Genomic DNA, 26481 nt, shown 5'->3' on the forward strand with positions numbered 1-26481 from the left:
CGGCCGCGCCACGGAGGCCGGTTTCCGTCCCTCTTACCGGCTCTTACCGGCCTCTTCCGTACCTCTTCCCGACCTCTTCCCGTCCTGTTCCCTTCCTGTGAGCCGGTCCACAGGCGTTTGCCATGGGGGGTGGTTAGCATGGCTGAGTTGACGTAACCGACGTATGGGGGCCTGGACAGCCATGGGACAGGGTTCCTCGACGGTTCGACAGCGCTTCGACCGGCTCGCGCGTGAGGTCGCCAAGTTCGGAGCGGTGGGTGCCCTGGGCACCGTCGTGAACTTCGGCGTCTCCAACCTGCTCTGGCACACCACGAGCCTCGCGGCCGTGCGCGCCAACGTCATCGCCACCGTCGTCGCCATCGCCTGCAACTACGTCGGGTTCCGTTACTTCACGTACCGCGACCGCGACAAGAGCGCCCGCACCAAGGAGCTCTCGCTGTTCCTGGCGTTCAGCGCGGTGGGTCTCGTGATCGAGACCGGCATCCTCTACGCCGCGATCTACGGGTTCGGCTGGGACAGCTCGCTGCAGCGCAACATCTTCAAGGTCGTCGGCATCGGCATAGCCACGCTGTTCCGGTTCTGGTCGTACCGGACGTGGGTGTTCAAGACGCTGCCGGCCAAGGAGGCCGTCGCGAGCGCGGAATCGTTCCTGGAGGAAGCGAAGGCGAAGCCGACGGTGCGCTCGGCGCGCTAAGCATGTCGGGTGCGCTTCGGCAGCGCCCTGAAGGGGCGCGGGGAACTGCGCGACCAGCCACGATGGTGCCGCAGACGATCGACGGCCCATCGCGGCACTTCCGAGGTCCGCTCAGCCGACAGCCCGTCGCTCCGCTGAGGTTCAGCGGACCGTCGGCTCGTCCTCCAGCGGAGGCCGCTTCACCGGCGTACGGGACAGGAACAGTCCGAACACCGGCGGCAGCGTCTGCAGCATCTCCAGGCGTCCCCCGTCGGCCTCCGCGAGGTCACGCGCGACCGCCAGGCCGATGCCCGTCGAGTTGCGGCCGCTGATCGCCCGCTCGAAGATCCGCGCGCCGAGGTCGGCGGGGATGCCGGGCCCCTCGTCCGTGACCTCGACGACGGCCTGGTTTCCGGTGACACGGGTGCGCAGCGCGACGGTGCCGCCGCCGTGCATGAGGGAGTTCTCGATCAGCGCCGCCAGCACCTGCGCGACCGCGCCCGGCGTACCCACCGCCTGGAGGTGCCGCTTGCCGGAGCTGACGATCGCGCGGCCATGACCGCGGTAGGCGGGGCGCCACTCGGCGAGCTGCTGCTGGATGACCTCGTCGAGGTCGAAGGTGACGGCGTTGCCGGTGCGGGGGTCACGGGAGTTCGTCAGGAGCCGTTCCACCACGTCCGTCAGCCGTTCCACCTGGCCGAGCGCGATGGTCGCCTCCTCCTTCACCGTGTCCGGGTCGTCGGTGAGGGTGATCTCCTCCAGCCGCATGGAGAGGGCGGTGAGAGGCGTACGGAGCTGGTGGGAGGCGTCGGCGGCGAGGCGGCGCTCGGCGGTGAGCATGCGGGCGATGCGCTCGGCGGAGGAGTCGAGGACGTCCGCGACCCGGTCCAGCTCGGGGACGCCGTACCGCTTGTGCCGTGGTCGCGGGTCGCCCGAGCCGAGGCGTTCCGCGGTCTCCGCGAGGTCGGTGAGCGGGGAGGCGAGGCGGTTGGCCTGCCGTACGGCCAGCAGGACCGCGGCGATCACCGCGAGCAGGGCGACCGCGCCGATGATCAGCAGGGTGCGGCCGACCTCCCGGGTGACCGCGGACCGCGGCTCCTGGACGACGACCGTCTCCCCCTCCTCGCCGGTGGCCTTGCCCTCTATGACGTCGCCCGTCGGCTTGGTGCCGATCCGGATCGGCTGCTGGCCGGGGATGCTGACGAGGGCGTAACGGTCCTGCGTGACCTGGTTGCGGAGGATCTCGGAGGTGATCTCCTCCTGGCCGATGATCCGGCTGTCCACGATGCTGGCCAGCCGGAGCGCCTCGGAGTCCACCCGCTCCTGGGCGCTGCTGCTGATGGTCCGCGTCTCGACGATGACGAGGGACACACCGAAGACGGCGATCACCACGAGAACGACGGCGAGGGTGGACTGGATGAGTCGACGGCGCATGTCCTGTTACCGGTAGCGGTCCCTGCGGGCCCTGTGCGGCTAACTCTTCTCGAAGCGGAAGCCGACGCCCCGGACCGTCGCGATGTAGCGGGGGTTCGCCGCGTCGTCGCCGAGCTTCTTGCGCAGCCAGGAGATGTGCATGTCGAGGGTCTTGGTCGACGACCACCAGGTGGTGTCCCAGACCTCGCGCATCAGCTGGTCGCGCGTGACGACCCGCCCCGCGTCCCGTACAAGGACGCGCAGCAGGTCGAACTCCTTGGCGGTGAGCTGGAGTTCCTCGTCGCCCATCCACGCGCGGTGCGACTCGACGTCGATGCGCACGCCGTGCGTGGCGGGCGGCTGCTGGGCTTCGGCGGAACCGCGCCGCAGCAGGGCCCGGACGCGGGCGAGCAGTTCGGCGAGCCGGAAGGGCTTGGTGACGTAGTCGTCGGCGCCGGCGTCGAGCCCGACGACGGTGTCCACCTCGTCGGCGCGCGCGGTGAGGACGAGGATCGGGACGGTGTGGCCTTCGGCACGCAGCCGGCGGGCCACCTCCAGGCCGTCCATGCCGGGCAGGCCGAGGTCCAGTACGACCAGATCGACGCCGCCCTGCAGTCCGGTGTCGAGCGCTGTGGGTCCGTCCTCGCGCACCTCGACCTCGTAACCTTCCCGGCGCAGTGCGCGGGCCAGCGGCTCCGAGATGGACGCGTCGTCCTCGGCGAGCAGTACACGGGTCATGAGCTGATGGTAGTCCGCCTGGGAGTGCGCCTGAGGTGTGATCGGCATTGGGGTTTCTTACTCAGGGACATATGGGATTCACCCCCGGGGTTCCATTGGCACGAACCTGCGGGTGTGGGGTGAGAAGATAATGAAGACCTTCGAAAGGATGTGCGCGGTTCCTTGATCACCTGTGATCCGCGTCTCAAGTCCTTCCATTTCCGTCAGTGTCCTGTCGTATGGTGACCACAACGCCTGTAGCAACACCGGGGACCTTTGGCGAGGAATTGACGCTGAAGGTCTCTTTTGTGTGCGGGCTGGCCACGGCCAGCCTTGAAAGGAATGACCTGTGGCCGGGCCTCGGCACGTCAGCGACGTGACCTGGGGCGTGGATCCCGGTGGTCACCGTCCACCGCTTCGTGATCCGGAGCGGACTCCCCTGGGCGTGGGGTGGACGGACCGAACCGCCGGTGCCGGCCGCCCCCCACCGGGCGCGTAACCGCTCTTGCAGCGCGTCCCGAACCAGCAAGGAACGACCATGGCGTCCAGCCTGACGAAGGACTCGGTGACTCCGGGCACCCCCGGTTCCGAAAGGACCTTCTTCGGCCACCCCCGCGGACTGGCCACTCTCTTCATGACCGAGATGTGGGAGCGATTCTCCTACTACGGCATGAGGGCTCTGCTCCCGCTGTACCTGGTTGCCCCGGGCGGCCTGCACCTCAGTGCGGCCACCGCGACCGCGATCTACTCCGTCTACGTGTCGCTGGTGTACCTGCTCGCCCTGCCCGGCGGCTGGTTCGGCGACCGCGTCTGGGGTCCCCGCAAGACCGTCGCCGTCTCCGGCGCGATCATCATGCTCGGCCACCTGACGCTGGCGCTGCCCTCGTCCGGCACCTTCTACGCCGGCCTCGGCCTCGTCGCGATCGGCTCGGGTCTGCTGAAGGCCAACATCTCCACGATGGTCGGCCACCTCTACGAGGGCCCGGACGACGCCCGCCGCGACGGTGGCTTCACCGTCTTCTACATGGGCATCAACGCCGGCGCGTTCGCCGCGCCGCTGGTCATCGGCACCATCGGTGAGAACGTCAACTGGCACCTGGGCTTCGCGCTCGCGGCCGTCGGCATGGCGATCGGCCTCGCCCAGTTCCTGATCGGCAGCCGCCACCTCGCTCCGCGCTCAAGCGTGGTCCCGACGCCGCTGTCCGCTCAGGAGAAGGCCACGACACTCCGCAAGGCCGCGTTCTGGGCGGGCATCGCCGTCGTCTTCTACGCGATCGTCGGCTTCTCCGGCCACTACACCCTGAACTGGATCCTGGTCCCGCTGACCCTGCTCGGCGTGATCATCCCGATCATGGTCCTCACCCGCATCAAGCGCGACAAGGACCTGGACCGCGCCGAGCAGAAGTCGATGTCCGCGTACATCTGGTTCTTCGTCGCCGCGGCCGTCTTCTGGATGATCTACGACCAGGGCGGCTCGACCCTGTCGATCTTCGCCGACAGCTCCGCGAACAACACGGTGTTCGGCTGGGAGTTCCCGGTCTCCTGGTACCAGTCGGTCAACCCCGTGCTGATCATGGCGCTGGCCCCGGTCTTCGCCTGGTTCTGGCTGGCCCTGAACAAGCGCGGCAAGGAACCGAGCACGATCGTCAAGTTCTCGTCGGGCCTGGTCCTGGTCGGCGCGTCCTTCTTCCTCTTCCTGGCCCCGCTCTCGATCGCCGAGGACGGCACGAAGGCGGCCGCGATGTGGCTGGTGGCGATCTACTTCGTCCAGACGGTAGGCGAGTTGACCCTGTCTCCGGTCGGCCTCTCGGTCACGACAAAGATGGCCCCCGCGAAGTACGCCTCCCAGATGATGGGCGTCTGGTTCCTCGCGGTCACGGCCGGCGACGCTACGACGGGGCTGCTGTCCATCGCCGGGGTCGACCTCAACAAGACGGGGATCGTCGCCCTGGAGGCCACGCTCGCTGTCATCGCCGGTGTCGCGGTGTGGATGTACCGGGGCGAGGTGAAGGAGCTTATGGGCGACGTGCGCTGACGCACACCGTCCAGGGTTTTGCCGAGGGCCGCTGCACCGGTTGGTGTGGCGGCCTTTTGGTTTTCCCCGCACGCTCCGGTATTCACTTGTATTCTTGCGTCATGGCTGACACCACGATCAAGATCAGTGAATCGATAAGGGATCGTCTGCGCACCCTCGCCGAAGAACGCGGCCTGAGCACGCGCGCCTATGTGGAGCGCGTCGTCGCCTCGACGCCCACGGAGGAGGAGCGCGCGGAGCGCACAGCCCGAGCCGTCGCCTATGTCCGGGCCAACCTGTGCGACGACTTCACAGAGGCCGACGTACGGGCGGCGCAGGAGTGGCGTGCCGCGATCGCGTCCGGGCAACTGGGGGAACGCCGGTGATCATCCTGGACCACACGGCTGTCATCGCCCTGTGCCGTGGCCATCGATTGCTGTCCGGCCTAGCCGTCGTCGAGGTGGACGATCCCGAGCAGCGCGCACACATCCCAGCGTTATGTCTGGTAGCCGCGAGTCTTCAACTCCCCGGCGCGGCAGCCCACGTCGGTGCGCTGCCCGGCCTGGAGTTCCTGCCGCTGGATTTCGCGGGTGCCGCCTCGGTCGAGCAAGCGGTGGCCGCAGGCCTGGAGTGGGCCTACGGGCACGCAGTCCATGCGGCAGCCACGGGAGCGGCCGAAGGTCAGGTACTTACCGCCACGCCCGAGGCCTACGACGGCACGGGGGTGTGGGCGGTCGACATCGGCAAACCCTGAAGCTCAGGCGGCGGGGGAGACGGACCGTCGCGGTGAAGTCGGTGACTGTTAGCGGGAGTTGCGGGAAGCACGGGAGAAGCCGACGGGTGCGCACGCCCCGACCGGACCGTCGTACTCGCCGCCATACGACATGAGCCGCGCGCCCCTGCCCATGGACGGCTGCGAGACCTGCCGGCAACTCGCGGATCGGCGGAACGCGGCTCGGGCAGCCTTCGACTACAGCCGTGGCTGTACTGCTCGTCGTGATCTTTGCGCGGGTACGGGCTGACAGTTGAGGGGGTGCCAGTGGGCGGGGACGTTCACTCCTGGCTTCTTCGAGACGTCGCCGCTGAGGCCACTCGCTTCCTTGTCAGTGTCGTGCTTCCACGAGCCGAGTAAAGGGCGCTACGCGTCGCCTTCGGCCGCCCCTTGACACGGCTCGCTCCAGCACGGGTGAGAAGCGAGCGAGCGGCCCGGAAAGCGGGGGTCCCAGGTTGGCCGGCGAATGCCGTCGGCTGTATGGGGGGCCGGGGTTGGCGGGCGCGGTCGCGCCTCGCCTGCACGCCGGGCTGGCTTAGCGGCGATCCGCCGGTGAGGGTGCGCGGCAGCCGAGTGGCGGCACGCCGGGCGAGTCCAGCGGCCTGCGATGCGAGGGGATGCGTGGCCGCCTGGTGGCGCCACGCCAGGCAGGCTAGGCAGCTTGCAACGGAGGAGCACGGGGCGAGCTGGGCGGTCGGGGCGTGGCGCGGGTGGACGGTGGAGAGGCGAGGCCACGCCCCGTCAGTCACAGCGGCCTCACCCGTCACGCGGGAGGAAGCGAGAGGAAGTGATTGGCCCCTTTGGACCACACCCAGAAGTGCTGACCTGGGGTTTTCCTCTCACCGCCTGGTCCAAAGGGGCCAATCACCGCGACACGGCCCACCACCGCACCCCGGGCGTGGCAATCCCATGCCCTCCCGGCCACCGCCCCGTCCCCAAGCACCCACCGCACGCCGCCGAGCCCGGTCCCGCACTCCACCACCCCGCCGCCGCGCGCCCCGCCCACCCGGCGGCAAGCCGCCAAGCCCGCCCAGCGGACACCGCCACGGGACCAAGCGCGCCCCCCAACTAGCGGACAGCCGCCAAGCCCAGCCGGTGTGCCCACGTCCCGCTGCCCGCGCGACCCCACCGGCCGTCTGCCCCCGAGCCCGCCCGGCGTGCAGGCGAGACGCCACCGCGCCCGCCAACTCCGGCCCACAGCCCAGCCGACGGCTGCCGTCCACCCACCTGGGACCCCCGCTTTCCGGGCCGCTCGCTCGCTTCTCACCCGTGCTGGAACGGCCCGGGCCACCCTTGACCCGGGCCGTGGAAGCACGACACTCACAAAGAAGCGAGTGGCCCCGACGGTCACGCCACCAACACGCGCCCGCAGCACCACCCGCTCCCTGCAACCACCTACCGCGCAACCACCTACCGCACCCGCCTCCCCGGCATAAACGTGAACACCGCGCCGCCCAGCAGCACCGCCGTCCCCGCCATCAGGCCCAGGGCCTTCAGGGCCGCGTGGTCGTCCGAACCCGTTGCTGCCAGGCCACCGCTCGTTGAGGAGGAGTTCGAGCCGGTCGAGCCCGATGCACCGCCCTCCTGTTCCGTCGTGTCCAGGGTCAACGAGACCGACGTCTTGTCAGGGTTGCAGGTCGTTGTCGTGCCGAGGGCTTCGATCGTCAGGACGCCCGGGGACAGCGTCGACTCTCCCGTTGCTCCCGGCTTGTAGGTGCCGGTCAGGTCGGGGATCTCTATCGGGTCGCCCGATTTGATCTCCTCCGAGTTCGTCGGGCCCTCTACGTGCACCGTGCCCTCGTCGGAGCCGCCCAGGACCACCTCCATCGACGGCTTGACCGAGTCCGCCGGGATGTCGGCCGGGCTGTCCATCACCGACTCCTTGAACTGCACGGTGAGGTCGTAACTCCCGCCGTTCTTCTTGGCGTTGATCTGGATCGGGGACGTCGCCTTCTGCTCGCCGAGGGGGGAGTCGCAGGTGTAGGGGATGTCGACCGTCTTGCCCGTGAAGTCGGTCTGGCCGTCTCCGTCATCGCCCGATTCGCTGGCACTGGCACTCGGGCTCGCGCTCTCTGTGACGGACGGGGACGGCGACGCCGACGTACTGTCGCTCGGCTCCGGAGTCGTACTCGGCGTGCCCGAACTCCCGTCCCCCTCCTCCACATTGATCGTCGCCGCCGACCCCACCGTCTCCGTCGGCGAGCACTCCGTATTCGTCGACATCGCGTTGACGGTGTACGCGTCCGGCGTCAGCGCGAGCTCCCCGGGCGCCGTCAGTTTCAGGGTGCCCTTCATGTCGGAGAGCACCATGTCCCCGCCCTTGGGGATCTCGGGGTTCTCGCGCGGTCCGACCATCTCGATGTCGGCGGTCTGCGCGCCGGCCGCCTTGAGGATGCCGGACGGCTGGACCGAGTTCGCGGGCAGGACGATGATGTCGGGGTTCTTGGAGGCCGCCTGCACGAACTTCCACACCACCTCGACCTCGTCACCCACCTTCGCCGTGGCCGGTGCGGTGATCTCCACCTTGGTGGTGCCGTCGACGGGGTCGATACCGGCGGGCGGCACACAGTGCGTCGCGAACGACACCTCCGCCGCCTGCGCGGGCCCGGCGGCCAGGCCCAGCAGGACGCCCGCCCCGCCGAGCGCCAGCACGAGCCCGACCGCCCCCGCTCTTCTCGGCCCGGTGGCCGGTGTGACTCTCCTTCGCATGCTCACGTGGGTCCCTTTCTGGTGGGAGTCGTAGGACTCGTCGGGCTGTCGTCGTGCGGTGCGGAGAGCCGACCGGTAGCAGCCGTGCCCGGATCCGAGTCCGGGGTGAACCACGGCAAGGTCGAAGTCGATGTTGATTTCGATGTCGATGTCGATGTCGATGTCGATGTCGAGGAGTGCGCCTCGGTCGCCGACGCGTTCAACTTCGGTAGGCGCAAGGTGAGTTCAGGCATGCGCAGCCCGCGATGACGGCGACCGCCCGCCACCACCCCACCCTTCTTCCCACGCGGCCGTACCCGGTCCACCACCGCCATCCCGGCCCGGAACACCGCCGCCGGTACGACCAGGCAGACCAGGATCCAGAACAGCGTCACGCCCCAGGGGCGTCCGACACCCCAGGGCTGTTCGGCCAGGACCTTTCCGCCGTACTTCAACGAGACCGTGTAGTCGCCGTGCGCCCCCGCCGCCAGCTCCACCGGCAGCTTGATCTGGGCCTTCTGGCCGGGTGCGACCGTGCCGCGCCACTGCTGTTCCTCCCATTGCGGGGCGAACACGCCGTGGGAGGTGCCCACTTGGAAGACCGGGTTCTTGACGGTGGCCGAGCCGACGTTGCCGACGGTGAAGACGAGCGTGCGGGCCGGTGGCGACCCGAACCAGGTCAGCAGCCCGCTCGAGCCGTCGAGCCGGGTGTCGGTGAGGACGGACAACCGTCCGCCGGCCGGTTCGGCGGGCAGGGGTTCCACCGCGTGCCCGGCGACCTGGAAGATCGCGTCCGCGTCCGCCTTGGCCCCGGTCACGGTCGCCACGTGCACGACACACGGGCATGGCACGGGCGGCTCGGCCACCGGCAACGCCTTGCTGAAGCGGCCCTTCGCGTCGGTGGTGACGGCCCGACCGTCCGCGTTGGCACAGGAGTTGGTGCCCCCTATCACCCCTCGCGACGGCACGGACTGCCCGCAGATCAGCATCATCAGCAGCGCCTTCGCCCGCCATCCGCTGCCACTCACGGTGATCGAACCGCCTGTCCCCGCCTGGGACTTGGAGAGCTTGACGGTCGGCCCAGCCTCCGCGCCAACAGCGGAGGTGATCCCCGACACCGGCAGCACGAGCAGCGCGAGCACCGCCACCAACACCCCCATCCGCACCTTGCCGCTCACGTCACAGCTCCCGTCAACTCGACTTCCGTACGCGGGTGTTCGGCCGACCAGTCGCCATCAGTCATACGGCGCCTACGACGTCGTACGACCGCTACGACCCACCCGGCACCGACCCCCGCCACCACCACCGCACCCGCCCCTCCCGCCACCGCACCCCACGGCACGAACCACGCCGACACCCCCGCCGTGTCCCGCGCCCCGCCCGCTGCCGTGACCGTCAGCCGTACGTCGACCGCGTCCAGGGCCGGATGGTCGGGCCACGGTTCGGTCAGGTGGAGGCGGCGGCCCGGCCGGAGTTCCACGGGCAGGGTGCGGGCGGCGCGGTCGAGGACCGGGCCGAGGACTCCGTCGGCGTATACGGTCAGACGCGGTACGAGGGTGGTCGTGCCTCGGTTGACCACGTCGTACGTGATGCGGTCGGCGCCGACGGTGACGTGCTCGACCGTCAGCGCGGACAACTCCGGGATACTGGCGCGGAGTTGGAGGCGGGTCTGCCGGGTGCCGCCGTCGGTGTCGCGGGCGACGATCTCGGTGCTGCGGTCGTCGGACGGAACGGACACCGTGAAGGGGACGTCGGCGCGGGTGCGGGCGGGGACGCGTACGGTGGCGTCCGCGAAGGTGACGCCGTCGGCGTGCAGCCGTACGGTGATGGCCTTGTCGCCTCGGTTGGTCACGGACACCGTGTCCTGGAGGACCGTTCCGGGGGCGCCCTCGGCGTAGAGGACGGGCCTGCCACCGGAGGGCGTGAGGGACCAACTCCCGGCGGCTGTGGCCGTCGGGGCGGACCACAGCACGGCGAGCAAGGTCAGGCCCAGGACACGGGCGGCGAACGGCGACGACATCGGCGGCTCCAACTGTCATACGGATGACTCAACGTCGTACGCGTGCCGCCTGGACCCGCTGGTTCCGCCGGGTCAGCCACAGCGCGCCCGCCGCGCCCGTGAGCAGGACCGTGCCTCCGAGCGTGCCCAGCGCGATGGCCGAGTCCTCGGGGCCGGTCTGCGGGAGTGCGGAGCCGGAGTCGGTGCCGCTCTGGGACCCGCCCGAGCCACCGCCCGCTGCCGTGACGTCGAGGGTGAGCGACGGGCCGGGGTTGTTGGAGGGCGTGCACGTGGTGGTCGTACCGAGCGCCTCGATGGTGAGGATGGCCGCCGTGAAGGTGACCTTGCCGGTCTTCTTCGGGGTGTACGTCCCGCTCAAGTCGTTGATCTTTATCGGGGTGTTGGCGGGGATCGCGGCCTGGTTGGCGGCGCCCTTCACCGACAGGGTGCCGCTCTCGGCGCCGCCCAGTTTGATGGTGGCGCTCGGGTTCACCGCACCCTTGCCGAGCTCGACGGGGCTGGAGGAGACGCCCTTCTGCCAGGACATGGTGATCTTGTAGGAGCTGCCGCTCTTGACGCCCTTGATGTCGATGGGCGAGACGGCGGACTTGTCACCGATCGGCGTCTTGCACTGATAGTTGACGTCGACCACCTCGGCCCGCGCCGCGGGGGCGGCCATCAATACCGCCGAGCCGGCCAGGGCCGCGACGGACGCGAGCGCTGCGGTTCGTATTTGGTACGACACGGTCCCCTCATTCCCGAACGTCATTACCGAACGTCATTACCGAACGTGATTCCTGACGGCACATCAGATCGGCCGTCAAGGTACGCCCGGGGTCGCGAGGAAGGAAGAGAGTGCGCGCGCCGGATGTGTGACGATCCGGCGTGCACGAAAGGGGGTTCGAGTGGAGACCGCGACGGAGGACCTACCCGGGGTAACCCGAGCTAAGCCGGAGCCCCCAGCTCCGCCCACACCGTCTTGCCCGCGGCCCCCGGCGTCCGCACGACGCCCCAGTCCAGGCACAGCCGCTGGACGATGAACATGCCGTGGCCGCCGGGGCGGCCCGCGCGGTGTGGGGTGCGGGGGGACGGCTGGCCCGTGCCGCGGTCGGAGACCTCGACGCGGATCACCTTGTTGTCGCAGGTGATCCAGAGTTCGTCCGGGCCCTCGGCGTGCAGGCAGGCGTTGGTGACCAGCTCGGAGACGACGAGCAGCACATCCTCCGCGGCGGCCCGCTGGTCGGCGCCGGCGGCGGGGAGCCAGCCCCACGCGTACAGGGCCTGGCGGGCGAAGTCGCGTGCGAGCGGGACGACGCCGCTCTCGCCATCGAAGTTCAGCCTGCGGACCTGACGGCCGGCGGGCGGTACGGCCGCGCCCCCCTCGGACTCGGACGCACCCGGCCGGGTGGTGCTCATCAGCGCTTCACCTCACCGATTCACCAGTTCACGATTCAAACAATCAGGCACGGTCAGTACGTGCGCTACGTGCCACTTCGTTCAACGGACTCTCCGGAGTTCCAGGGCGCCCCCGCTCCCACGCGGCCGACAGGTACAGGATGTCTCCTGCCCGACCGCAACCGCAGAACACCCCCCACATTCGACACGGGGGACATTGCGCCCGGAAACCGCCGACTCAGCCGGTCTCGTCGGCCAAGGCATCCGCCAGCGATTCGTGGACGGTGAAGACCGCATCCGCCCCCGTGATCTCGAACACCCGTGCAACCACGGGCTGCATCCCCGCGAGGTGCACCCCGCCCCCGGCGGCCTCCGCCTTCAGCCGCGCCCCGAGCAGCACATTGAGCCCGGTCGAGTCGCAGAACTCCAGCCGGGAGCAGTCCACCACCAGCCGCGCATGCCCTTTGCGAAGGCAGTCCTCAAGTGGCTCACGCAACAGATCGGCGGTGTGGTGATCCAGCTCACCCGCCGGGGTCAAGACGGCGCTGGAGCCCTCTTGCCGCACTTCGACCAGAAGCCGGCCCGACTGTGCGCTGCCGACTGTCCCGCGGTCCATGCCGTCTCTCACTCCCGACGTCTTGGCTGTCATAGCTGTCATGGTCGTCCATGACTGCCCACGGCCGTCCATGGCTACCCATGGCTGTCCGTGGCTGTCATAGCGCCGCTGACTGACGCCCTCGAACACTACGCCTTCCCTACACCCTTCGACACCCGAACAACCGCCCACAAACAGACATATGCCTACAGAACACACTTGCGGTGGGGTCGCGAAACCGGGTAGGGCTAGTAGAGACACTTTTTCGACTCGACCGGCTTTGGAGGCGCCGCACACCGCAGTGCACGCAATGGCATCGGCAGCCATAAGCCGAGAACGATGGAGGACACCATGTCACCCCGGCTCGACGGATCGCATACCCAGCAGGCGACGTCGACACCCCTTCCGGAACAACGGGATCCCATCGAGGGCCACGCAGGGCCTGAGGCACTTGAGGGCCTTGAGGGCCTGCCCGAGATCCCGCCCTACGACGAGGTGGGGCCGGTAGACGCACGAGCCCTGTCCAAGACCCTCTTCGAGCGGCTGGAGTCCCTCGAAGAAGGCACGCACGAATACTCGTACGTCCGCAACACGCTCGTCGAACTCAACCTCGCGCTGGTCAAGTTCGCCGCCTCCCGCTTCCGCTCCCGCAGCGAGCCGATGGAGGACATCATCCAGGTCGGCACCATCGGCCTGATCAAGGCGATCGACCGCTTCGAGCTGAGTCGCGGTGTGGAGTTCCCCACCTTCGCGATGCCGACCATCATCGGCGAGATCAAGCGCTTCTTCCGCGACACGTCGTGGTCGGTGCGCGTACCGCGCCGCCTGCAGGAACTCCGGCTCGACCTCGCCAAGGCCGGTGACGAACTGGCCCAGCAACTCGACCGCGCCCCCACGGTCGGCGAGTTGGCGGAACGGCTCGGCATCTCCAACGACGAGGTCGTCGAGGGCATGGCGGCGTCGAACGCGTACACCGCGTCGTCGCTGGACGCGCAGCCGGAGGAGGACGACTCCGAGGGCGCGCTCGCGGACCGCATCGGCTACGAGGACCACGGGCTCGAAGGCATCGAGTACGTCGAGTCGTTGAAGCCGCTGATCGCCGAACTCCCGTCCAGGGACCGGAAGATCCTCTCGCTGCGCTTCGTCGCGGGCATGACCCAGTCGGAGATCGGCGACGAGCTCGGCATCTCGCAGATGCATGTGTCGCGCCTGCTGTCGCGGACGCTGGTGCGGCTGCGGAAGGGGCTGACCGTCGAGGAGTGACGGTCGAACCGCCGTACAAGAGCGGTGACTTGAGGACGATGAATGGAGAGCGGTCCGGCCGACCTGGCCGGGCCGCTCCCTCATTTTCCCCAAAGGCACCCCACCGTCACGACGGTCACTCCAAACTGGCTGGTACGTCAGGACGGGGGAGAGCGGCTGCACGGGGGTGCGAGGAGGCCAGGGATGGCGCACGGCGTCAACGGGATGCACGGTGGCGCGCCCGACGCGCGGCTCACCGAGCTGCTGCGGGCCGACACCGCCACCGCCTACTCGGCGCTGCACGAACTCCGCGAGCGCCACCGCCCGTCGGTCCTCGCCCTCGCCCGGCTGTGCACGACGAGCGAGTCGGCGGCGGCGCAGCTGGCCGCGCAGGTGTTCACGCTCGCGGCCCGGGAGACGGCACGCGGCATCGACCCGGGCGTGCCCTGGCGGCACCAACTCCTCCTGCTGACCCACCGGTCGGCGGCGACGTGGGCAGCGGACGAACGGTCCGCGAGCCTCGAACCGAGCCTGCTCCTCGTACTGAACACAGCGGGCCCGGACGGCCCGGCACCCCCCATGCTGGCCCCCTTCCGGTCCCTCCCGTCCCGCGCGCAGGGCCTCGTCTGGTACGGCGTCGTCGAGGGTGAACCCGCCGCCAGGACAGCCGCGTTGCTCGGCATCAGCCGCGAGGACGTGACGTACGACACCGGACCGGCCCTGCAGTCCCTGGCCCAGGCCTGCCTCCGCTCCCGCCTCGCCGCCTCGGACGATCCGCGCTGCGGCGACTTCCGGCGGCTGATTGAGGAGGCGGTACGACCGGACACGCCCCGTTCCAGCCCCGACCTGCACGCCCACATGGCGCTGTGCGCCCACTGCACGACGGCGTACGAGGAACTGTCCGCCCTGCGCGACCACCCGCGCACCGCCCTGGCCGAGGGTCTGCTGCCCTGGGCCGGCCGGGCGTACGTCACAAGCAACGCGCGCGAGCCGATCGCCAACGGCCGTACACCCACGGGCCCTTGGCCCCCGTCCCGCCGCTTCGTGCTGGCGTCGGCGGCACTGGGCGTGGCCCTGATACCGCTGCTGTTCTTCCTGTTGCCGTCGGGCGGCTCACCCTCCCAGGAGACGGCGGCCTCGGCGACCAGCACCACGCCGTCACAGCCCCCGGTGACGGTGACCGTCTCGCCGCCCCCGCAACCGACCCCGTCGCCCTCACCGACCTCCAGGTCCCCCTCCCCCACGAGGAGTTCGAAGCCGCCGAGTTCACCGACCCCGTCCCCGACTCCGATCGCACGACCGCCGGGCGGCTCCTACGCCCAGGTCGTGAACGTCTCCTCCGGCCTGTGCCTGGACATCCGCGACGGCACCCTGGAGAAGGGCATCGACGTCATCACGGCGCCGTGCACCTCCTCCCCCACCCAACGCTGGCGCTTCGACACCGACCGCAACGTCCTCCAGTCCTCCGCCGACTCCGACTTCTGCCTCGACAGCCGGGGTGACGTGGACAACGGCGTCGGCATCTGGGAGTGCGCGTCGGTCGACGGCGCCAACGGCGACAACCTGCGCTTCACGATCGACCCCGACGGCACGATCCGCCCGGCGATCGCCCTCGCGACGGCCCTCACCCCGGCCACCGGAGACGACGAGCTGTCGTTGGTGGCGCTCAGTGGGAGTGGGGGGCAGCGGTGGCGGGCGGGGCGGGCGTAGACCGTACGGGGGCGAACAAGTGCCGTGCGGCTGACGGCCGTTGTTCGCGGCTCAGACCTCGCGTACGCCCCGCCGCCACACCGCGCTGACCAGCGGTACGCCCGGACGGTAGGCGAGATGGACGTGGCTCGGGGCGTCGAGGAGGGTCAGGTCGGCTCGGGCTCCGGGGGTGAGGCGGCCGATGTCGTCGCGCCTCAACGCCCTTGCCCCGCCCGCTGTGGCCGACCACACCGCCTCGTCCGGGGTCATCCCCATGTCCCGTACCGCCAGGGCGATGCAGAAGGGTACGGAGGACGTGAAGGACGAGCCCGGGTTGCAGTCCGTCGAGAGGGCGACCGTGACGCCCGCGTCCAACAGGCGGCGGGCGTCGGGCCATTGGGCGCGGGTGGAGAACTCGGCGCCGGGGAGGAGGGTGGCGACCGTGGCGCCGCTCGCCAGGGCGTCGACGTCCGCGTCCGTGAGATGGGTGCAGTGGTCGGCGCTCGCCGCGTCGAGTTCTACGGCCAGTTGGACGCCGGGGCCGTACGAGAGCTGGTTGGCGTGGACGCGCGGGTGCAGGCCCTTCGCCTTGCCGGCCATGAGGATCGCGCGGGCCTGGTCGCCGTCGAAGGCACCCTTCTCGCAGAAGACGTCGACCCAACGGGCGTACGGGGCACAGGCGTCGAGCATCTCGCCGGTGACCAGGGCGACGTAGGCGGCGGGGTCGTCGGCGTAGTCGGGCGAGACGATGTGCGCGCCGAGGTAGGTGACCTCGTCGGTGTGCGCCGACGCGATGCGAAGAGCGCGGGCCTCGTCCTCGACGGTGAGGCCGTAGCCCGACTTCGTCTCGAAGGTGGTCGTGCCCTGGCGGAGGGCCTCGGCGAGGTAGCGGGTGAGGTTCGCCTCCAGGTCCGCGTCGCTCGCGGCTCGGGTGGCGGCGACGGTGGTGCGGATGCCGCCCGCCGTATAGCTGCGGCCCGACATGCGGGCGTTGAACTCCTGCGTGCGGTCGCCCGCGAAGACCAGGTGCGAGTGGGAGTCGACGAAGCCCGGGAGGACCGCCCTGCCCTCGGCGTCGACCCGATTGTCAGTGGCGGGTGCTTTCCTTGATTCACCGGTCCACGCGATGCGGTCGCCGTCGATGACGACGGCCGCGTCCTGGATCAGACCGAGGGGAGAACCGTCACCGAGGGAGGGGTCGTTGGTGACAAGCGTGGCGATGTTGGTGATGGCAGTGGTCTTGCCGGTCGTGCTGCTCATGGCGTCCTCGTGGGGGCTCAGGTCTACGGGCGTCAGCCGCGCAGTGCTTCGACGGCTGCCGCCAGCTGCTGCGGCACATCGGGTACGAGGGCGTGCGCCCCGTCTCGTACGACGTGCCGGCCTCCGACGATCGTGTGGCGTACGTCCGCTGCTGTCGCGGCGAATACGGCCGTCTCGGCGCCGAGCCTGGGCAGCGGGCCCGCTGTTCTGACCGAGTCGAGCGCGATCGTCGTGAGGTCGGCGAGCGCGCCGGCCTCGATGGTGCCCGCCTCGTCCCAGCCGAGGGCCGCGTGGCCGTCGGCGGAGGCTGCCCGGAGCAGGGCGGCTGCCGTCCAGTGACCCCGGGTGCGGGTGCGCAGGCGCTCGTTGAGTTCCATGGCGCGTGCCTCTTCGAGCAGGTCGATGACGGCGTGGCTGTCGGAGCCGAGGGAGAGCGGGGAGCCGGCGCGCTGGAGGGCGACGGCGGGGCCGATGCCGTCCGCGAGGTCCCGTTCGGTCGTCGGGCACATGCAGGTGCCGGTGCCGGTGTCGCCGAGCAGAGCGATGTCCTCGTCGGTGAGGTGCGTGTTGTGGACGCCGGTGGTGCGCGGGCCCAGCACGCCGTGGTCGGCGAGGAGGCGGGTCGGGGTAAGCCCGTGGGCTTCCCGGCAGGCGTCGTTCTCCGCGGTCTGCTCCGACAGGTGCACATGGAGCGGGGCCCGCCGCTCCTCGGCCCACCGCGCCACCGTGGCCAACTGGCCGGCGGGGACGGCCCGTACGGAGTGGATGGCCGCACCGATCCGCGCGTGATCACGGTCCTTGAGAACTGAACAGCGTTCCGCCCAGGCGTCCGCGCTGCCGTCGGAGAAGCGGAGCTGGTGGATGTTGGGGGGCTGCCCGAAGCCGGAGGAAAGGTAGGCGGTGTCGAGGAGGGTGATACGGATACCGGCGTCGGCGGCGGCCGCGATGAGGGCCTCGCCCATGGCGTTCGGGTCGGCGTACGGGGTGCCGCCCGGGGCGTGGTGCACGTAGTGGAACTCGCCGACCGCCGTGACACCCGCCAGCGCCATCTCCGCGTACACCGCGCGGGCGAGCGCGTGGTACGTGTCGGGCGTGAGGCGGTCGGCGAACGAGTACATGATCTCGCGCCAGGTCCAGAAGGTGCCGGAGCCGACCTGGACGGTGCCGCGCAGGGCGCGGTGGAAGGCGTGGCTGTGGGCGTTGGCGAGGCCGGGGAGGGTGAGTCCGCGGAGGATCTCGGCGCCGGGGGGCGGGGTGTCGAAATCGGTGCGGACGGCGGTGATGCGGCCGTCGGTCACCTCCAGGGCGACGCCCGGCTCGACGTGGGTGTCGAGCCAGGCGTGCTCCAGCCAGTACGTCTGCGTGTGGGGGTGCGTCACGTGCAGGCCAGCCCTTCCAGTACGTCGGCGAGTGCGGTCACCCCGGCCACGCAGTCGTCCTCGGCCGCGAACTCGGCCGGGGAGTGCGAGACGCCCGTGGGGTTGCGCACGAACAGCATGGCGGTCGGGATGCTCCCGGAGAGGATCCCGGCGTCGTGTCCCGCGCCGGTGCCCAGGACGGGGACCGTGAGGTCGCCGTCCCTGCCCTTGCCGAGGATGCGGACGAGCTCGTCGCGCAGGGCGTGGTCGAACTCGACGACGGGGGTGAAGGACTCCCGGACGATGTCGAGGTCGATGCCGTGGGCGTCCGCGTACTCGCGGGCCGCCTTCTCGATCCCGCCGACCACCTGGTCCAGGCGCTCCTGGTCGGCCGCGCGGGAGTCGAGCCAGCCGCGGACCAGGGAGGGGATGGCGTTGACGCCGTTAGGCTCGACGACGATCTTGCCGAACGTCGCGACGGCACCGACGAGTTGGGCCTCACGGCGGGCGGCGAGCACGGTCTCGGCGTACGACAGCATGGGGTCGCGCCGGTCCACGAGCCGCGTGGTGCCGGCGTGGTTGGCCTCGCCCCGGAAGTCGAACCGCCACCGGCCGTGCGGCCAGATGGCGCTGGCGATGCCGACCTGGTCACCGGAGAGGTCGAGGGCACGCCCCTGCTCGACGTGCAGCTCGACGAAGGCACCGATGCGGGCGAGCCGCTCCGGGTCGGGGCCGATGGCGTCGGGGTCGTACCCGGCGGCCTCCATGGCCCGCGGCAGGGTGATGCCGTCGCCGTCGGTCAGCCGGTGCGCCTGCTCGACGGTGAGCGCGCCGGAGGTGAGCCGCGACCCGACACAGGCGAGCCCGAACCGGGCGCCCTCCTCGTCACCGAAGTTGACGATCGCGAGGGGCTTACTGAACCGCACGCCGCGCCCGCGGAGCTCATCGAGTGCGGCGAAGGAGGACACGACCCCGAGGGGCCCGTCGAAGGCGCCCCCGTCGGGCACGGAGTCGAGGTGCGACCCCGTGACGACGGCGTCCCCCGCGGCGGGATCCCCGAGCCAGGCCCACTGGTTACCGTTCCGGTCGACCTCGTAGACCAGCCCGCGCGCCCGGGCCTGGTCCTCGAACCAGGCCCGGCACTCGGTGTCGGCGGCTGTCCAGGCGTAACGCCGGTAGCCGCGGGATTCGGAGTGCCGGCCGATGGGGAGCAGCTCGCGCCACATGGCGTGGAAGGAGGCACCAGCCTGGGAACCGCCATGAGCCGCAGACACCCCAGCCTGTGGACGGCCGTCAGCCGGACCCGCACCCGGCGACGAGACCTCAGCCCCAGCCGAAGGGTTGCCGCCCCGCTCATCTCCCGGAAGGGTCACGCGTCGCCACCCTCGCGCATAGGCACCCGCACGCCCCGCTCGTCCGCCACCGTCTCCGCGATGTCGTACCCGGCGTCCACGTGCCGGATGACGCCCATGCCCGGGTCGTTCGTCAGTACCCGGCGGATCTTCTCGCCGGCGAGCTTCGTACCGTCGGCGACCGAGACCTGGCCGGCGTGGATGGAGCGGCCCATGCCGACGCCGCCGCCGTGGTGGATCGATACCCAGGACGCGCCCGAGGCGACGTTCACCATGGCATTGAGCAGGGGCCAGTCGGCGATCGCGTCGGAGCCGTCGAGCATGGCCTCGGTCTCGCGGTAGGGGGAGGCGACGGAGCCGCAGTCGAGGTGGTCGCGGCCGATGGCCAGCGGTGCTGCCAGCTCGCCGCTCGCCACCATGTCGTTGAAGCGCTCGCCGGCCTTGTCACGCTCGCCGTAGCCGAGCCAGCAGATACGGGCGGGCAGGCCCTGGAAGTGGACGCGCTCGCCGGCCAGCTTGATCCAGCGGTGGAGGGACTCGTTCTCGGGGAAGAGGTCGAGGATCGCCTTGTCGGTCTTGGCGATGTCGGACGCCTCGCCGGACAGGGCCGCCCAGCGGAAGGGGCCCTTGCCCTCGCAGAAGAGGGGGCGGATGTAGGCGGGGACGAAGCCGGGGAAGGCGAACGCCCGGTCGTACCCGGCGAGTTGGGCCTCGCCGCGGATCGAGTTGCCGTAGTCGAAGACCTCGGCGCCGGCGTCCATGAAGCCGACCATGGCCTCGACGTGCTTGGCCATCGACTCGCGCGCGCGAGTCGTGAAGCCCGCCGGGTCCTTGGCCGCGTAGGAGGCCATGTCGTCGAAGTCGACGCCCACCGGCAGATACGCCAGCGGGTCGTGGGCCGAGGTCTGGTCGGTCACGATGTCGATGGGGGCACCCTCCGCCAGCATCTGCGGGAGCAACTCGGCCGCGTTGCCGAGCAGGCCGATGGAGAGCGGACGGCGGGCGTCGCGGGCCTCGACCGCCAGCTCCAGCGCGTGCCGCAGGTTGTCGGCCTTCACGTCGAGGTAGCGGTGCTCGATGCGGCGCTCGATGGCACGCGGGTCGACGTCGATACAGATGGCGACGCCGTCGTTCATCGTGACGGCGAGGGGCTGGGCGCCGCCCATGCCGCCGAGGCCGGCCGTCAGCGTGATGGTCCCGGCGAGGGTGCCGTTGAACTTCTTCGCGGCGACGGCGGCGAAGGTCTCGTAGGTGCCCTGGAGGATGCCCTGGGTGCCGATGTAGATCCAGGAGCCGGCGGTCATCTGCCCGTACATGGTCAGGCCGAGCTGCTCCAGGCGCCGGAACTCCTCCCAGTTGGCCCAGTCGCCGACCAGGTTGGAGTTGGCGATGAGGACACGCGGGGCCCACTCGTGAGTCTGCATGACACCGACCGGGCGGCCCGACTGGACCAGCATCGTCTCGTCCTGCTTGAGGGTGCGCAGGGTGCGGACCATGGCGTCGAAGGAGCGCCAGTCACGGGCGGCCTTGCCGGTGCCGCCGTAGACGACGAGCTTGTCGGGGTGTTCGGCGACCTCGGGGTCGAGGTTGTTCTGCAGCATCCGCAGAGCGGCTTCCTGCTGCCATCCCAGGGCGCTCAGTTCCGTACCGCGCGGTGCTCGAACGGGGCGGGGTCCTGACATGGTCTGCCTCCTAGCGGCTGGCTTCGCAGCTGCGGACTGCTACTGCCGTCTGTTGCTGCGGACTGTTGCTGCTGATATTCACATCCTGGCTTCCTGAATAGAACTAGTCAATACATTCTCGCGTCACCACTGGTGGGCCGTGGATGTTTGGCTGGATGCATGAGCGCGAACATCGGCCCGACCGGGGATGCTGTGGACGACGAGGGCGTGACGGGGGCTGCGGGGGACATGGGCGGACGGGGACGGGGCGGGGACGGCGTGCGCCCGGGAGACCGCGGGCAGGCGGGACGGTCGGGTCGGGCAGGTGGTCCCGGCGAATCCGATCGCGGCGTCCGGCGGGACGAGGCGGTTCGGGCCGCCGTGGAGCAGGGGCTGCTCGGGTCCGGCTCCCCCATCGTGGGGCTTCTGGACGTCACCGGCATCCGGGAGTCGGCGGCGGCACTGCGGGCCGCGTTCGACGCGGTCGTGGCGCCGGGGACGCCCGTGCTGCACGCCTTCGCGGTGAAGGCCACTCCACTCGTGCCGGTGCTGCGGCTGCTGCGCGACGAGGGCATCGGCGCTGAGGTGGCGAGCCCGGGCGAGCTGGCCCTGGCGCGGGCGGCGGGGCTGCCGCCGGCCCGGACGGTGCTCGACTCGCCCGCCAAGACCCCGGCGGAGCTGCGGGAGGCACTGGCCCTCGGTATCGCCGTCAACGCGGACAATCCCCAGGAGCTCGATCGCATCGACGCCCTGGTGCGGTCCGCCACCAGCCGCTCCCCTCTTGGGATCCGGGTGAATCCGCAGGTCGGCGGGGGTGCCATCGAGGCACTGTCGACGGCCACGGCGACCTCGAAGTTCGGGGTGGCGCTGACGGACGAGGGGGCGCGCGAGTGGGTGGTGCGGGCGTTTGCCGAGCGCCCCTGGCTGACGCGGCTGCACGCGCACACCGGGTCGCAGGGCATCCCGCTGTCGCTGATGGCTCAGGGTGCGGCGCGGACGTACGCGCTGGCCGAGGAGATCAACGGGCGGATCGGGCGGCCGCAGATCGACACGATCGACATCGGCGGCGGGCTGCCGGTGAACTTCGGCTCGGACGTGACGGCACCGACGTACGCGCAGTACGCGCGGCTGCTGAGCGAGGCGGTGCCGGGGCTGTTCAGCGGGCGGTACGGGCTGGTCACCGAGTTCGGGCGGTCGCTGCTGGCCAAGCACGGGACGGTGGTGGCACGGGTCGAGTACGCCAAGAACGCGGGCGGGCGGCCGATCGCGGTCACGCACGCGGGCGTGCAGGTCGCGACGCGGACGGTGTACGTGCCGGGGTCGTGGCCGCTGAGGATCGCCGCGTACGACGCGAAGGGGCGGCCCAAGGCGGGGCCCGAGGTGGTCCAGGACGTGGCCGGACCCGCCTGCTTCGCGGGGGACCTGCTCGCCGAGGGGCGGGCGCTGCCGCTCCTGGAGCAGGGCGACTACGCGGCGGCGCTGGACACGGGCGCGTACTACTTCGCTCACCACTACGCGTACAACTCCCTTGCCCGGCCCGGGATCTACGGCTTCGTTCAGGACGGCACAGAAGGGCCGGACGGGCCGGAGGGGGCGGCGGGGCCGACAGGGATCACCTTCGCGACCGTCCGTGAGCCGCAGACGCTCGACGAGATCGTGGCCGAGTCCGGAGGGGCGCACGCTTCGGCGCTCACCACCCTCCGCACATCCGGGCGCCCTTGACGTACTCCGGTGGGCACGCTGTTCAACTGGTGTGAAATCCACACCAGTTGACCCACCTTAGTCTCCTGCTGCATGTTCCACCGGAAAATGCCAGAATCCTCACCCCTCACGCACACGTTGCGTAGCTTCGGCGTCACTCAGCCGAACGACAGGCGGGAGGGGAGCCCCGGTGCCCGGAATCGACGAGTGCTTACTGGAAGCGATGCGACTGCCCGGTGCCCGGGGCGCCTCGCTGGTCGACTGGACCAGCGGGCTGGCCCTGGGCGCCGTAGGGGAAGCGCCCGGCGGTGACCATGAGGCGATGGCGGCGGAGGCGGCCGAGCTCGCCCGGCTGGCCGCCGAGCAGCGGGCGTTCGCGCCGGGCGACGATGCCGAGGGGGACGGTGAGGCGGATCCGGCGGTCGAGGACCTGATCATCAGCAACCGGGACAGCTACCACCTGCTGCGGTTCGTGTGGACGTCCTTCGACAGCAGTGTGTTCCTGCACCTGTGGCTGGCCCGCGCGGAGGGCAACCTCGCACTGGCCCGCATCAGGCTCGGCGAGATGGCCGGACGGCTGGTGCTGGAATGACCGTGGTCAGGACCACCCCGACGACTCCGCCGCCCCGGCTGCCGGTCAGGGACAGATCGGAAGGCGGACGGGCCTGGGGCGGCGTCTCGCCGATGCTGACCCGGCTCGCCGCCGAGCGGGCCACCGGCGTCCTCGTCCGCGAGCCCGGCACCCTCTACCTCGCCGAGGGCCGGGTGGTGCACGCCGAGAGCCCGTTCGCGCCCGGTCTCGGCGTCCTCCTCACGGCCCACGGCACGCTCGCCGCCGAGACCTGGCGGGAGGCGGCGGACGACACCGACGAGCGGCACGGCGCCGGACACCGGCTGGTCGACATCGGCCAACTGCCCCGGGGCGCACTGGAGTTGTGCCATCTGGCGGCGCTGTACGACGCGGCGTACTTCGCGCTCGCGCCCAGCAGCACGCCGGGCCGTTTCCGGTACGGGGACGGGCACTGGCTGGGCTCGGTGCGCGCGGTGCCGGTGGCGGCCGTGGAGCGCGAGACACTGCGCCGCCGCGAGCTGCTGCACCGCCTCTGGCCCCTCCCGGCGACGGACGGCGCGCCGCTCGTCAGGGCCGACGCCGTCCGGGCCCCGGCGCTCACGGCACGCCAGCGGGCGGTCCTGGCCCGGGTGGACGGTGCCCGCACCGCGACGGACATCGCCCGGCTCCTGGGCCGGCCGGCGTTCCACACGCTGGTGGACGTACGGCGGCTCGCGGCGGCGGGAGTCGTGTCGCCCCGCCCGCCGTCCCCGGCGGCGGAGTCCCCGCCGGTCGGCCGGGATCCCGGCACCACCGTTCCCCCCGTGCCCACCGTCGCGGACGTCACTCGCGTCCCCGACCCCGACATCGCGTTGTTGAAGAGGCTCAGAGATGCGCTGGAGGCCCTTTGAACGGCAGCGCTCCCTCGCCGAGAGGAGTGACCTGATGGCGGCCGAGCCTCAGATACTCGACGAGCTCCGCCGGCTGCGGGCCCGCGTGCCCCAGCTGACCGGGGCCCTCGCGGCCAGCGTCGACGGTCTCGTCATCGCCCAGGACACCCCCGGCGTCGAGCCGGAGAGCGTGGCCGCGCTCACCGCCACCGCGCTGGGCGTGGCCGTGCGGATGGCCGACGTCACCGGTCAGGGCGAGCTGCGCGAACTGCTCGTACGCGGCGTGTACGGCTACGTCGCGACGTACGCCGCGGGCCGCACCGCCGTCCTGACCCTGCTCGCCCAGGACGGCGTCAACGTCGGCCGCCTCCATCTGGAGGGCCGCCGGGCCGGTACCCGTATCGGGGAGCTCGTCGACGCCGCGGCGTTGGCGCGGCCCCCCGCCAAGTCACCGGCGAAGGGCACCGCGAAGGCGCCCGCCAAGTCCACCGCCGCGCGGACCAGAACCGCGCGCACGACCCCACGCACCACTCCACGCACCACTACCGACAACTGAGAGGAAACCCCGTCATGGCCAACACCGAGACCTCGCTCAAAGAGGCACTGACCTCCATCGAGGGGGCGACCGGAGTCGCCCTCGTCGACTACACCAGCGGCATGGCGCTGGGCACGCTGGGCGGCAGCAAGACCTTCGACCTGGGGGTCGCCGCCGCCGGCAACACCGATGTCGTACGCGCCAAGATGCGCACCATGGAGCACCTCGGCCTGAAGGGCGACATCGAGGACATCCTGATCACCCTGTCCGACCAGTACCACATGATCCGGCTGATCAAGGGGCGCGGCGGCAACGGCCTGTTCCTCTACCTGGTTCTCGACATCAAGAGGTCCAACCTCGCGATGGCCCGCCACCAGTTGCGGAAGATCGAACAGGACCTGGAGGTCTGACCCTCAGACCAGCACGTCGGTGCGGCGGCGGGCCCCGCCCGGGGCCGCGTCGCCCGCCGCGATACCCGTACCGCGGTAGGCCTTGACCGCCTTGCCGACGGGCCTGCCACCGCTCGCGTCGAGCCAGTCGACCCGCACCCACAGCAGCGCGTCCTCGGCCTTCTCGCGCCGCCCGAGCCACGCGGCCTTCAGCCGCAGCCCGGTGCCGAACCCGGCCAGCAGCATGCCGCCCGCCGCGGGCACCGCGAGCGAGCTGCCCAGCGCGGCCACGAAGGCGAGCAGCAGCCACCAGCGATGACCCCGGCGCCAGTTCCGCACGGTGACCGCGCGGTCCTGGAGCACGTCGTGCTTGCCGGCCCGGGCGGCACCGCGGGCGAGTTCGGCGTAGCGCTTGCGACGCCGGTACGACACCACGGCGACCGCGACGATGAACAGGGCGGCCCCTGCCATCACCCCGATCCGGCGCCCGGTGAAGCCCGGCACCAGAACCCCGACCCCCGCCGCGAACACCCCGGCCCACCACAGGGGCGCGGCCCCGGCCCGTACGACGACGGCCACCCGGGCCAAGCCTTGTCCTCCGCGTGCCACGTCCGCCTCCTCATCGCCCGGCACAGTCCTACTGGCCGGGCACGCTAGCGAGGCAACGTGAGACGAGTCTTAAGAACTCGACAGCTTTTCCCCAGCTGCTCACTCCACGAACAGCCCCCGCGCCGCCGCCCGCGCGTCGAACTGCTCCAACCGGGCCTGCGCGTCGGGCAGTTCGTCGGCCATCGCCTCCAGCAGGACCCGGCCGAGCAGCATCGGGGCGCAGGCGGTGTCGAAGGCGAGCCCGGTGCCGACGGCGGCCGGCAGCAGCAGGTCGGAGACCTTGGCGACCGGCGCGAACGCCGAGTCCGCGACCGTCACGACCGTGAGGCCGGCCTCCTTGGCGTAGGCCAGGGTGTCCACGACCTCGCGCGGATGCCGGGGCAGCGCGAAGCAGAGCAGGGCCGTGGCCCCGGCCCGGACGGCCGCGTCGATACGGTCGTGGATCATCGTGCCGCCCTCGTTGAGCAGCCGTACGTCCGGATGGACCTTGGCGGCGAAGTACGCGAAGCCGTACGCCTGGGAGGCCGCCGCCCGCAGCCCGAGCACCGGCAGCGGCCGGGATCCGGCGAGCAGCCTGCCGGCCTTGGCGACCGGCCGCGGGTCGGCCAGGATCTCCGCGAGGTGCTTCAGGTTCTCGATCTCGGCCTCGACGGCCTGCTGGTACTCGTTGTACGAGGCCGACGCCGCCGTCTGTTCCGAGGGCGCGACCTCGCGCAGGTGCTTGCGCAGCGCCGGGTAGCCGTCGAAGCCGAGGGCGACGGCGAAGCGGGTGACGGAGGGCTGGCTGACGCCGGCCAGCTCGGCCAGCTCCACGCTGGACAGGAACGGCACGTCGGCGGCCCGCCGCACCATGCTGTGCGCGATACGCCGCTGGGTCGGTGTCAGCCGGTGCCCCTCGAAGAGCGCCTGCAGCCGTCCGGCGGGACTGTCACTCCCACCTGCACTCCCACCCGCGCTCGCACCCGCGGCCGCACTCATG

Annotated in this window: 25 protein-coding genes; 11 read left to right on the forward strand and 14 right to left on the reverse strand. The window is 70.8% G+C overall.

Going from position 1 to position 26481, the window contains the following annotated elements; all coding sequences use genetic code 11:
* Positions 1–181: 181 nt before the first annotated feature.
* Positions 182–694, forward strand: coding sequence for a GtrA family protein (locus tag AC5DRG_RS21095; RefSeq protein WP_491812120.1), 513 nt, complete (start codon positions 182–184; stop codon positions 692–694).
* Positions 695–835: 141 nt separating this feature from the next.
* On the opposite strand, the gene AC5DRG_RS21100 is transcribed toward AC5DRG_RS21095, so the two are convergent.
* Both AC5DRG_RS21100 and AC5DRG_RS21105 read right to left on the reverse strand, forming a co-directional pair.
* Complete coding sequence (locus AC5DRG_RS21100) at positions 836–2107, reverse strand: ATP-binding protein (protein WP_491812121.1); 1272 nt, start codon at positions 2105–2107, stop codon at positions 836–838.
* 39 nt (positions 2108–2146) lie between these two features.
* Positions 2147–2824, reverse strand: coding sequence for a response regulator transcription factor (locus AC5DRG_RS21105; RefSeq protein WP_491812122.1), 678 nt, complete (start codon positions 2822–2824; stop codon positions 2147–2149).
* 517 nt (positions 2825–3341) lie between these two features.
* Here AC5DRG_RS21105 and AC5DRG_RS21110 point away from each other — a divergent pair.
* The 3 genes from AC5DRG_RS21110 (at position 3342) to AC5DRG_RS21120 (ending at position 5571) form a co-directional block, all read left to right on the forward strand.
* Positions 3342–4838, forward strand: a complete 1497-nt coding sequence (locus AC5DRG_RS21110; RefSeq protein WP_491812123.1) for an oligopeptide:H+ symporter — start codon at positions 3342–3344, stop codon at positions 4836–4838.
* Between the two features lie 101 nt (positions 4839–4939).
* Positions 4940–5203 carry a hypothetical protein gene (locus tag AC5DRG_RS21115; RefSeq protein WP_491812124.1) on the forward strand — a complete coding sequence of 88 codons (264 nt, stop codon included), beginning with the start codon at positions 4940–4942 and terminating at the stop codon, positions 5201–5203.
* Positions 5200–5571 carry a PIN domain-containing protein gene (locus AC5DRG_RS21120; RefSeq protein ID WP_491812125.1) on the forward strand — a complete coding sequence of 124 codons (372 nt, stop codon included), beginning with the start codon at positions 5200–5202 and terminating at the stop codon, positions 5569–5571. The genes AC5DRG_RS21115 and AC5DRG_RS21120 overlap by 4 nt, the downstream gene beginning before the upstream one ends.
* Before the next feature lie 1428 nt (positions 5572–6999).
* Here the strand turns inward: AC5DRG_RS21120 and AC5DRG_RS21125 are convergent.
* The 6 genes from AC5DRG_RS21125 to AC5DRG_RS21150 form a co-directional block, all read right to left on the reverse strand.
* Positions 7000–8304, reverse strand: coding sequence for a hypothetical protein (locus AC5DRG_RS21125; RefSeq protein ID WP_491812126.1), 1305 nt, complete (start codon positions 8302–8304; stop codon positions 7000–7002).
* Positions 8301–9437: a hypothetical protein gene (locus AC5DRG_RS21130; RefSeq protein WP_491813105.1), complete on the reverse strand. Its 1137-nt coding sequence runs from the start codon at positions 9435–9437 to the stop codon at positions 8301–8303. Before AC5DRG_RS21130 ends, AC5DRG_RS21125 begins: the two co-directional genes overlap by 4 nt.
* Before the next feature lie 14 nt (positions 9438–9451).
* Positions 9452–10297: a hypothetical protein gene (locus AC5DRG_RS21135; protein WP_491812127.1), complete on the reverse strand. Its 846-nt coding sequence runs from the start codon at positions 10295–10297 to the stop codon at positions 9452–9454.
* Positions 10298–10325: 28 nt separating this feature from the next.
* The gene (locus tag AC5DRG_RS21140; protein WP_491812128.1) at positions 10326–11021 is read right to left on the reverse strand and encodes an LPXTG cell wall anchor domain-containing protein; all 696 of its coding nucleotides are present in this window, start codon (positions 11019–11021) and stop codon (positions 10326–10328) included.
* Between the two features lie 200 nt (positions 11022–11221).
* Positions 11222–11692 carry an ATP-binding protein gene (locus AC5DRG_RS21145; protein WP_491812129.1) on the reverse strand — a complete coding sequence of 157 codons (471 nt, stop codon included), beginning with the start codon at positions 11690–11692 and terminating at the stop codon, positions 11222–11224.
* 217 nt (positions 11693–11909) lie between these two features.
* Entirely contained in the window at positions 11910–12287 is a 378-nt protein-coding gene (locus AC5DRG_RS21150) for an STAS domain-containing protein (RefSeq protein ID WP_491813106.1), read from the reverse strand.
* A 330-nt stretch (positions 12288–12617) separates the two neighbouring features.
* Here AC5DRG_RS21150 and AC5DRG_RS21155 point away from each other — a divergent pair, with 330 nt between their 5' ends.
* Together AC5DRG_RS21155 and AC5DRG_RS21160 are read left to right on the forward strand one after the other, a co-directional pair.
* The gene (locus AC5DRG_RS21155) at positions 12618–13529 is read left to right on the forward strand and encodes an RNA polymerase sigma factor SigF (protein WP_491812130.1); all 912 of its coding nucleotides are present in this window, start codon (positions 12618–12620) and stop codon (positions 13527–13529) included.
* A 183-nt stretch (positions 13530–13712) separates the two neighbouring features.
* Positions 13713–15218: a ricin-type beta-trefoil lectin domain protein gene (locus AC5DRG_RS21160; RefSeq protein ID WP_491812131.1), complete on the forward strand. Its 1506-nt coding sequence runs from the start codon at positions 13713–13715 to the stop codon at positions 15216–15218.
* Between the two features lie 51 nt (positions 15219–15269).
* On the opposite strand, the gene hutI is transcribed toward AC5DRG_RS21160, so the two are convergent.
* The 4 genes from hutI to hutU form a co-directional block, all read right to left on the reverse strand.
* Positions 15270–16457 carry an imidazolonepropionase gene (gene hutI, locus AC5DRG_RS21165; RefSeq protein ID WP_491812132.1) on the reverse strand — a complete coding sequence of 396 codons (1188 nt, stop codon included), beginning with the start codon at positions 16455–16457 and terminating at the stop codon, positions 15270–15272.
* A 32-nt stretch (positions 16458–16489) separates the two neighbouring features.
* Positions 16490–17836, reverse strand: coding sequence for a formimidoylglutamate deiminase (locus AC5DRG_RS21170; protein ID WP_491812133.1), 1347 nt, complete (start codon positions 17834–17836; stop codon positions 16490–16492).
* Positions 17833–19041 carry an allantoate amidohydrolase gene (locus tag AC5DRG_RS21175; protein WP_491813107.1) on the reverse strand — a complete coding sequence of 403 codons (1209 nt, stop codon included), beginning with the start codon at positions 19039–19041 and terminating at the stop codon, positions 17833–17835. Before AC5DRG_RS21175 ends, AC5DRG_RS21170 begins: the two co-directional genes overlap by 4 nt.
* A 143-nt stretch (positions 19042–19184) precedes the next feature.
* Positions 19185–20849 (reverse strand): urocanate hydratase, encoded by a 1665-nt coding sequence (hutU, locus tag AC5DRG_RS21180; protein ID WP_491812134.1) that lies wholly within the window; start codon positions 20847–20849, stop codon positions 19185–19187.
* A 228-nt stretch (positions 20850–21077) separates the two neighbouring features.
* On the opposite strand from hutU, the gene AC5DRG_RS21185 reads away from it, so the two are divergent.
* The 5 genes from AC5DRG_RS21185 to AC5DRG_RS21205 all read left to right on the forward strand — a co-directional run bounded on the left by AC5DRG_RS21185 (position 21078) and on the right by AC5DRG_RS21205 (position 24914).
* Positions 21078–22550: a type III PLP-dependent enzyme domain-containing protein gene (locus tag AC5DRG_RS21185; protein ID WP_491813109.1), complete on the forward strand. Its 1473-nt coding sequence runs from the start codon at positions 21078–21080 to the stop codon at positions 22548–22550.
* 169 nt (positions 22551–22719) lie between these two features.
* A complete protein-coding gene (locus tag AC5DRG_RS21190; protein WP_491812135.1) occupies positions 22720–23121 on the forward strand; it encodes a hypothetical protein in 402 nt (133 codons plus the stop codon).
* Positions 23118–23990 (forward strand): transcriptional regulator, encoded by an 873-nt coding sequence (locus AC5DRG_RS21195; protein WP_491812136.1) that lies wholly within the window; start codon positions 23118–23120, stop codon positions 23988–23990. The genes AC5DRG_RS21190 and AC5DRG_RS21195 overlap by 4 nt, the downstream gene beginning before the upstream one ends.
* Positions 23991–24024: 34 nt before the next feature.
* Positions 24025–24525 (forward strand): roadblock/LC7 domain-containing protein, encoded by a 501-nt coding sequence (locus tag AC5DRG_RS21200; RefSeq protein ID WP_491812137.1) that lies wholly within the window; start codon positions 24025–24027, stop codon positions 24523–24525.
* Positions 24526–24539: 14 nt separating this feature from the next.
* Positions 24540–24914 (forward strand): roadblock/LC7 domain-containing protein, encoded by a 375-nt coding sequence (locus AC5DRG_RS21205; protein ID WP_491812138.1) that lies wholly within the window; start codon positions 24540–24542, stop codon positions 24912–24914.
* Between the two features lie 3 nt (positions 24915–24917).
* Here AC5DRG_RS21205 and AC5DRG_RS21210 read toward each other — a convergent pair whose 3' ends face one another.
* Both AC5DRG_RS21210 and AC5DRG_RS21215 read right to left on the reverse strand, forming a co-directional pair.
* Positions 24918–25502, reverse strand: a complete 585-nt coding sequence (locus AC5DRG_RS21210) for a hypothetical protein (protein ID WP_491812139.1) — start codon at positions 25500–25502, stop codon at positions 24918–24920.
* A 99-nt stretch (positions 25503–25601) separates the two neighbouring features.
* A complete protein-coding gene (locus AC5DRG_RS21215) occupies positions 25602–26480 on the reverse strand; it encodes a MurR/RpiR family transcriptional regulator (protein ID WP_491813110.1) in 879 nt (292 codons plus the stop codon).
* Position 26481: the final 1 nt, after the last annotated feature.

The organism is Streptomyces sp. JLBG701 (genome assembly GCF_058544905.1).

Excerpts from the sequence above, each read along its gene's own strand:
- AC5DRG_RS21195 (WP_491812136.1), top strand. The coding sequence starts at position 23,118 with ATGACCGTGGTCAGGACCACCCCGACGACTCCGCCGCCCCGGCTGCCG.
- AC5DRG_RS21105 (WP_491812122.1), bottom strand. The coding sequence starts at position 2,824 with ATGACCCGTGTACTGCTCGCCGAGGACGACGCGTCCATCTCGGAGCCG.
- AC5DRG_RS21095 (WP_491812120.1), top strand. The coding sequence starts at position 182 with ATGGGACAGGGTTCCTCGACGGTTCGACAGCGCTTCGACCGGCTCGCG.
- AC5DRG_RS21215 (WP_491813110.1), bottom strand. The coding sequence starts at position 26,480 with ATGAGTGCGGCCGCGGGTGCGAGCGCGGGTGGGAGTGCAGGTGGGAGT.
- AC5DRG_RS21200 (WP_491812137.1), top strand. The coding sequence starts at position 24,025 with ATGGCGGCCGAGCCTCAGATACTCGACGAGCTCCGCCGGCTGCGGGCC.
- AC5DRG_RS21110 (WP_491812123.1), top strand. The coding sequence starts at position 3,342 with ATGGCGTCCAGCCTGACGAAGGACTCGGTGACTCCGGGCACCCCCGGT.
- AC5DRG_RS21175 (WP_491813107.1), bottom strand. The coding sequence starts at position 19,041 with ATGTGGCGCGAGCTGCTCCCCATCGGCCGGCACTCCGAATCCCGCGGC.
- AC5DRG_RS21205 (WP_491812138.1), top strand. The coding sequence starts at position 24,540 with ATGGCCAACACCGAGACCTCGCTCAAAGAGGCACTGACCTCCATCGAG.
- AC5DRG_RS21160 (WP_491812131.1), top strand. The coding sequence starts at position 13,713 with ATGGCGCACGGCGTCAACGGGATGCACGGTGGCGCGCCCGACGCGCGG.
- AC5DRG_RS21150 (WP_491813106.1), bottom strand. The coding sequence starts at position 12,287 with ATGGACCGCGGGACAGTCGGCAGCGCACAGTCGGGCCGGCTTCTGGTC.
- AC5DRG_RS21135 (WP_491812127.1), bottom strand. The coding sequence starts at position 10,297 with ATGTCGTCGCCGTTCGCCGCCCGTGTCCTGGGCCTGACCTTGCTCGCC.
- hutU (WP_491812134.1), bottom strand. The coding sequence starts at position 20,849 with ATGTCAGGACCCCGCCCCGTTCGAGCACCGCGCGGTACGGAACTGAGC.
- AC5DRG_RS21185 (WP_491813109.1), top strand. The coding sequence starts at position 21,078 with ATGGGCGGACGGGGACGGGGCGGGGACGGCGTGCGCCCGGGAGACCGC.
- AC5DRG_RS21100 (WP_491812121.1), bottom strand. The coding sequence starts at position 2,107 with ATGCGCCGTCGACTCATCCAGTCCACCCTCGCCGTCGTTCTCGTGGTG.
- AC5DRG_RS21145 (WP_491812129.1), bottom strand. The coding sequence starts at position 11,692 with ATGAGCACCACCCGGCCGGGTGCGTCCGAGTCCGAGGGGGGCGCGGCC.
- AC5DRG_RS21155 (WP_491812130.1), top strand. The coding sequence starts at position 12,618 with ATGTCACCCCGGCTCGACGGATCGCATACCCAGCAGGCGACGTCGACA.
- hutI (WP_491812132.1), bottom strand. The coding sequence starts at position 16,457 with ATGAGCAGCACGACCGGCAAGACCACTGCCATCACCAACATCGCCACG.
- AC5DRG_RS21115 (WP_491812124.1), top strand. The coding sequence starts at position 4,940 with ATGGCTGACACCACGATCAAGATCAGTGAATCGATAAGGGATCGTCTG.
- AC5DRG_RS21130 (WP_491813105.1), bottom strand. The coding sequence starts at position 9,437 with ATGGGGGTGTTGGTGGCGGTGCTCGCGCTGCTCGTGCTGCCGGTGTCG.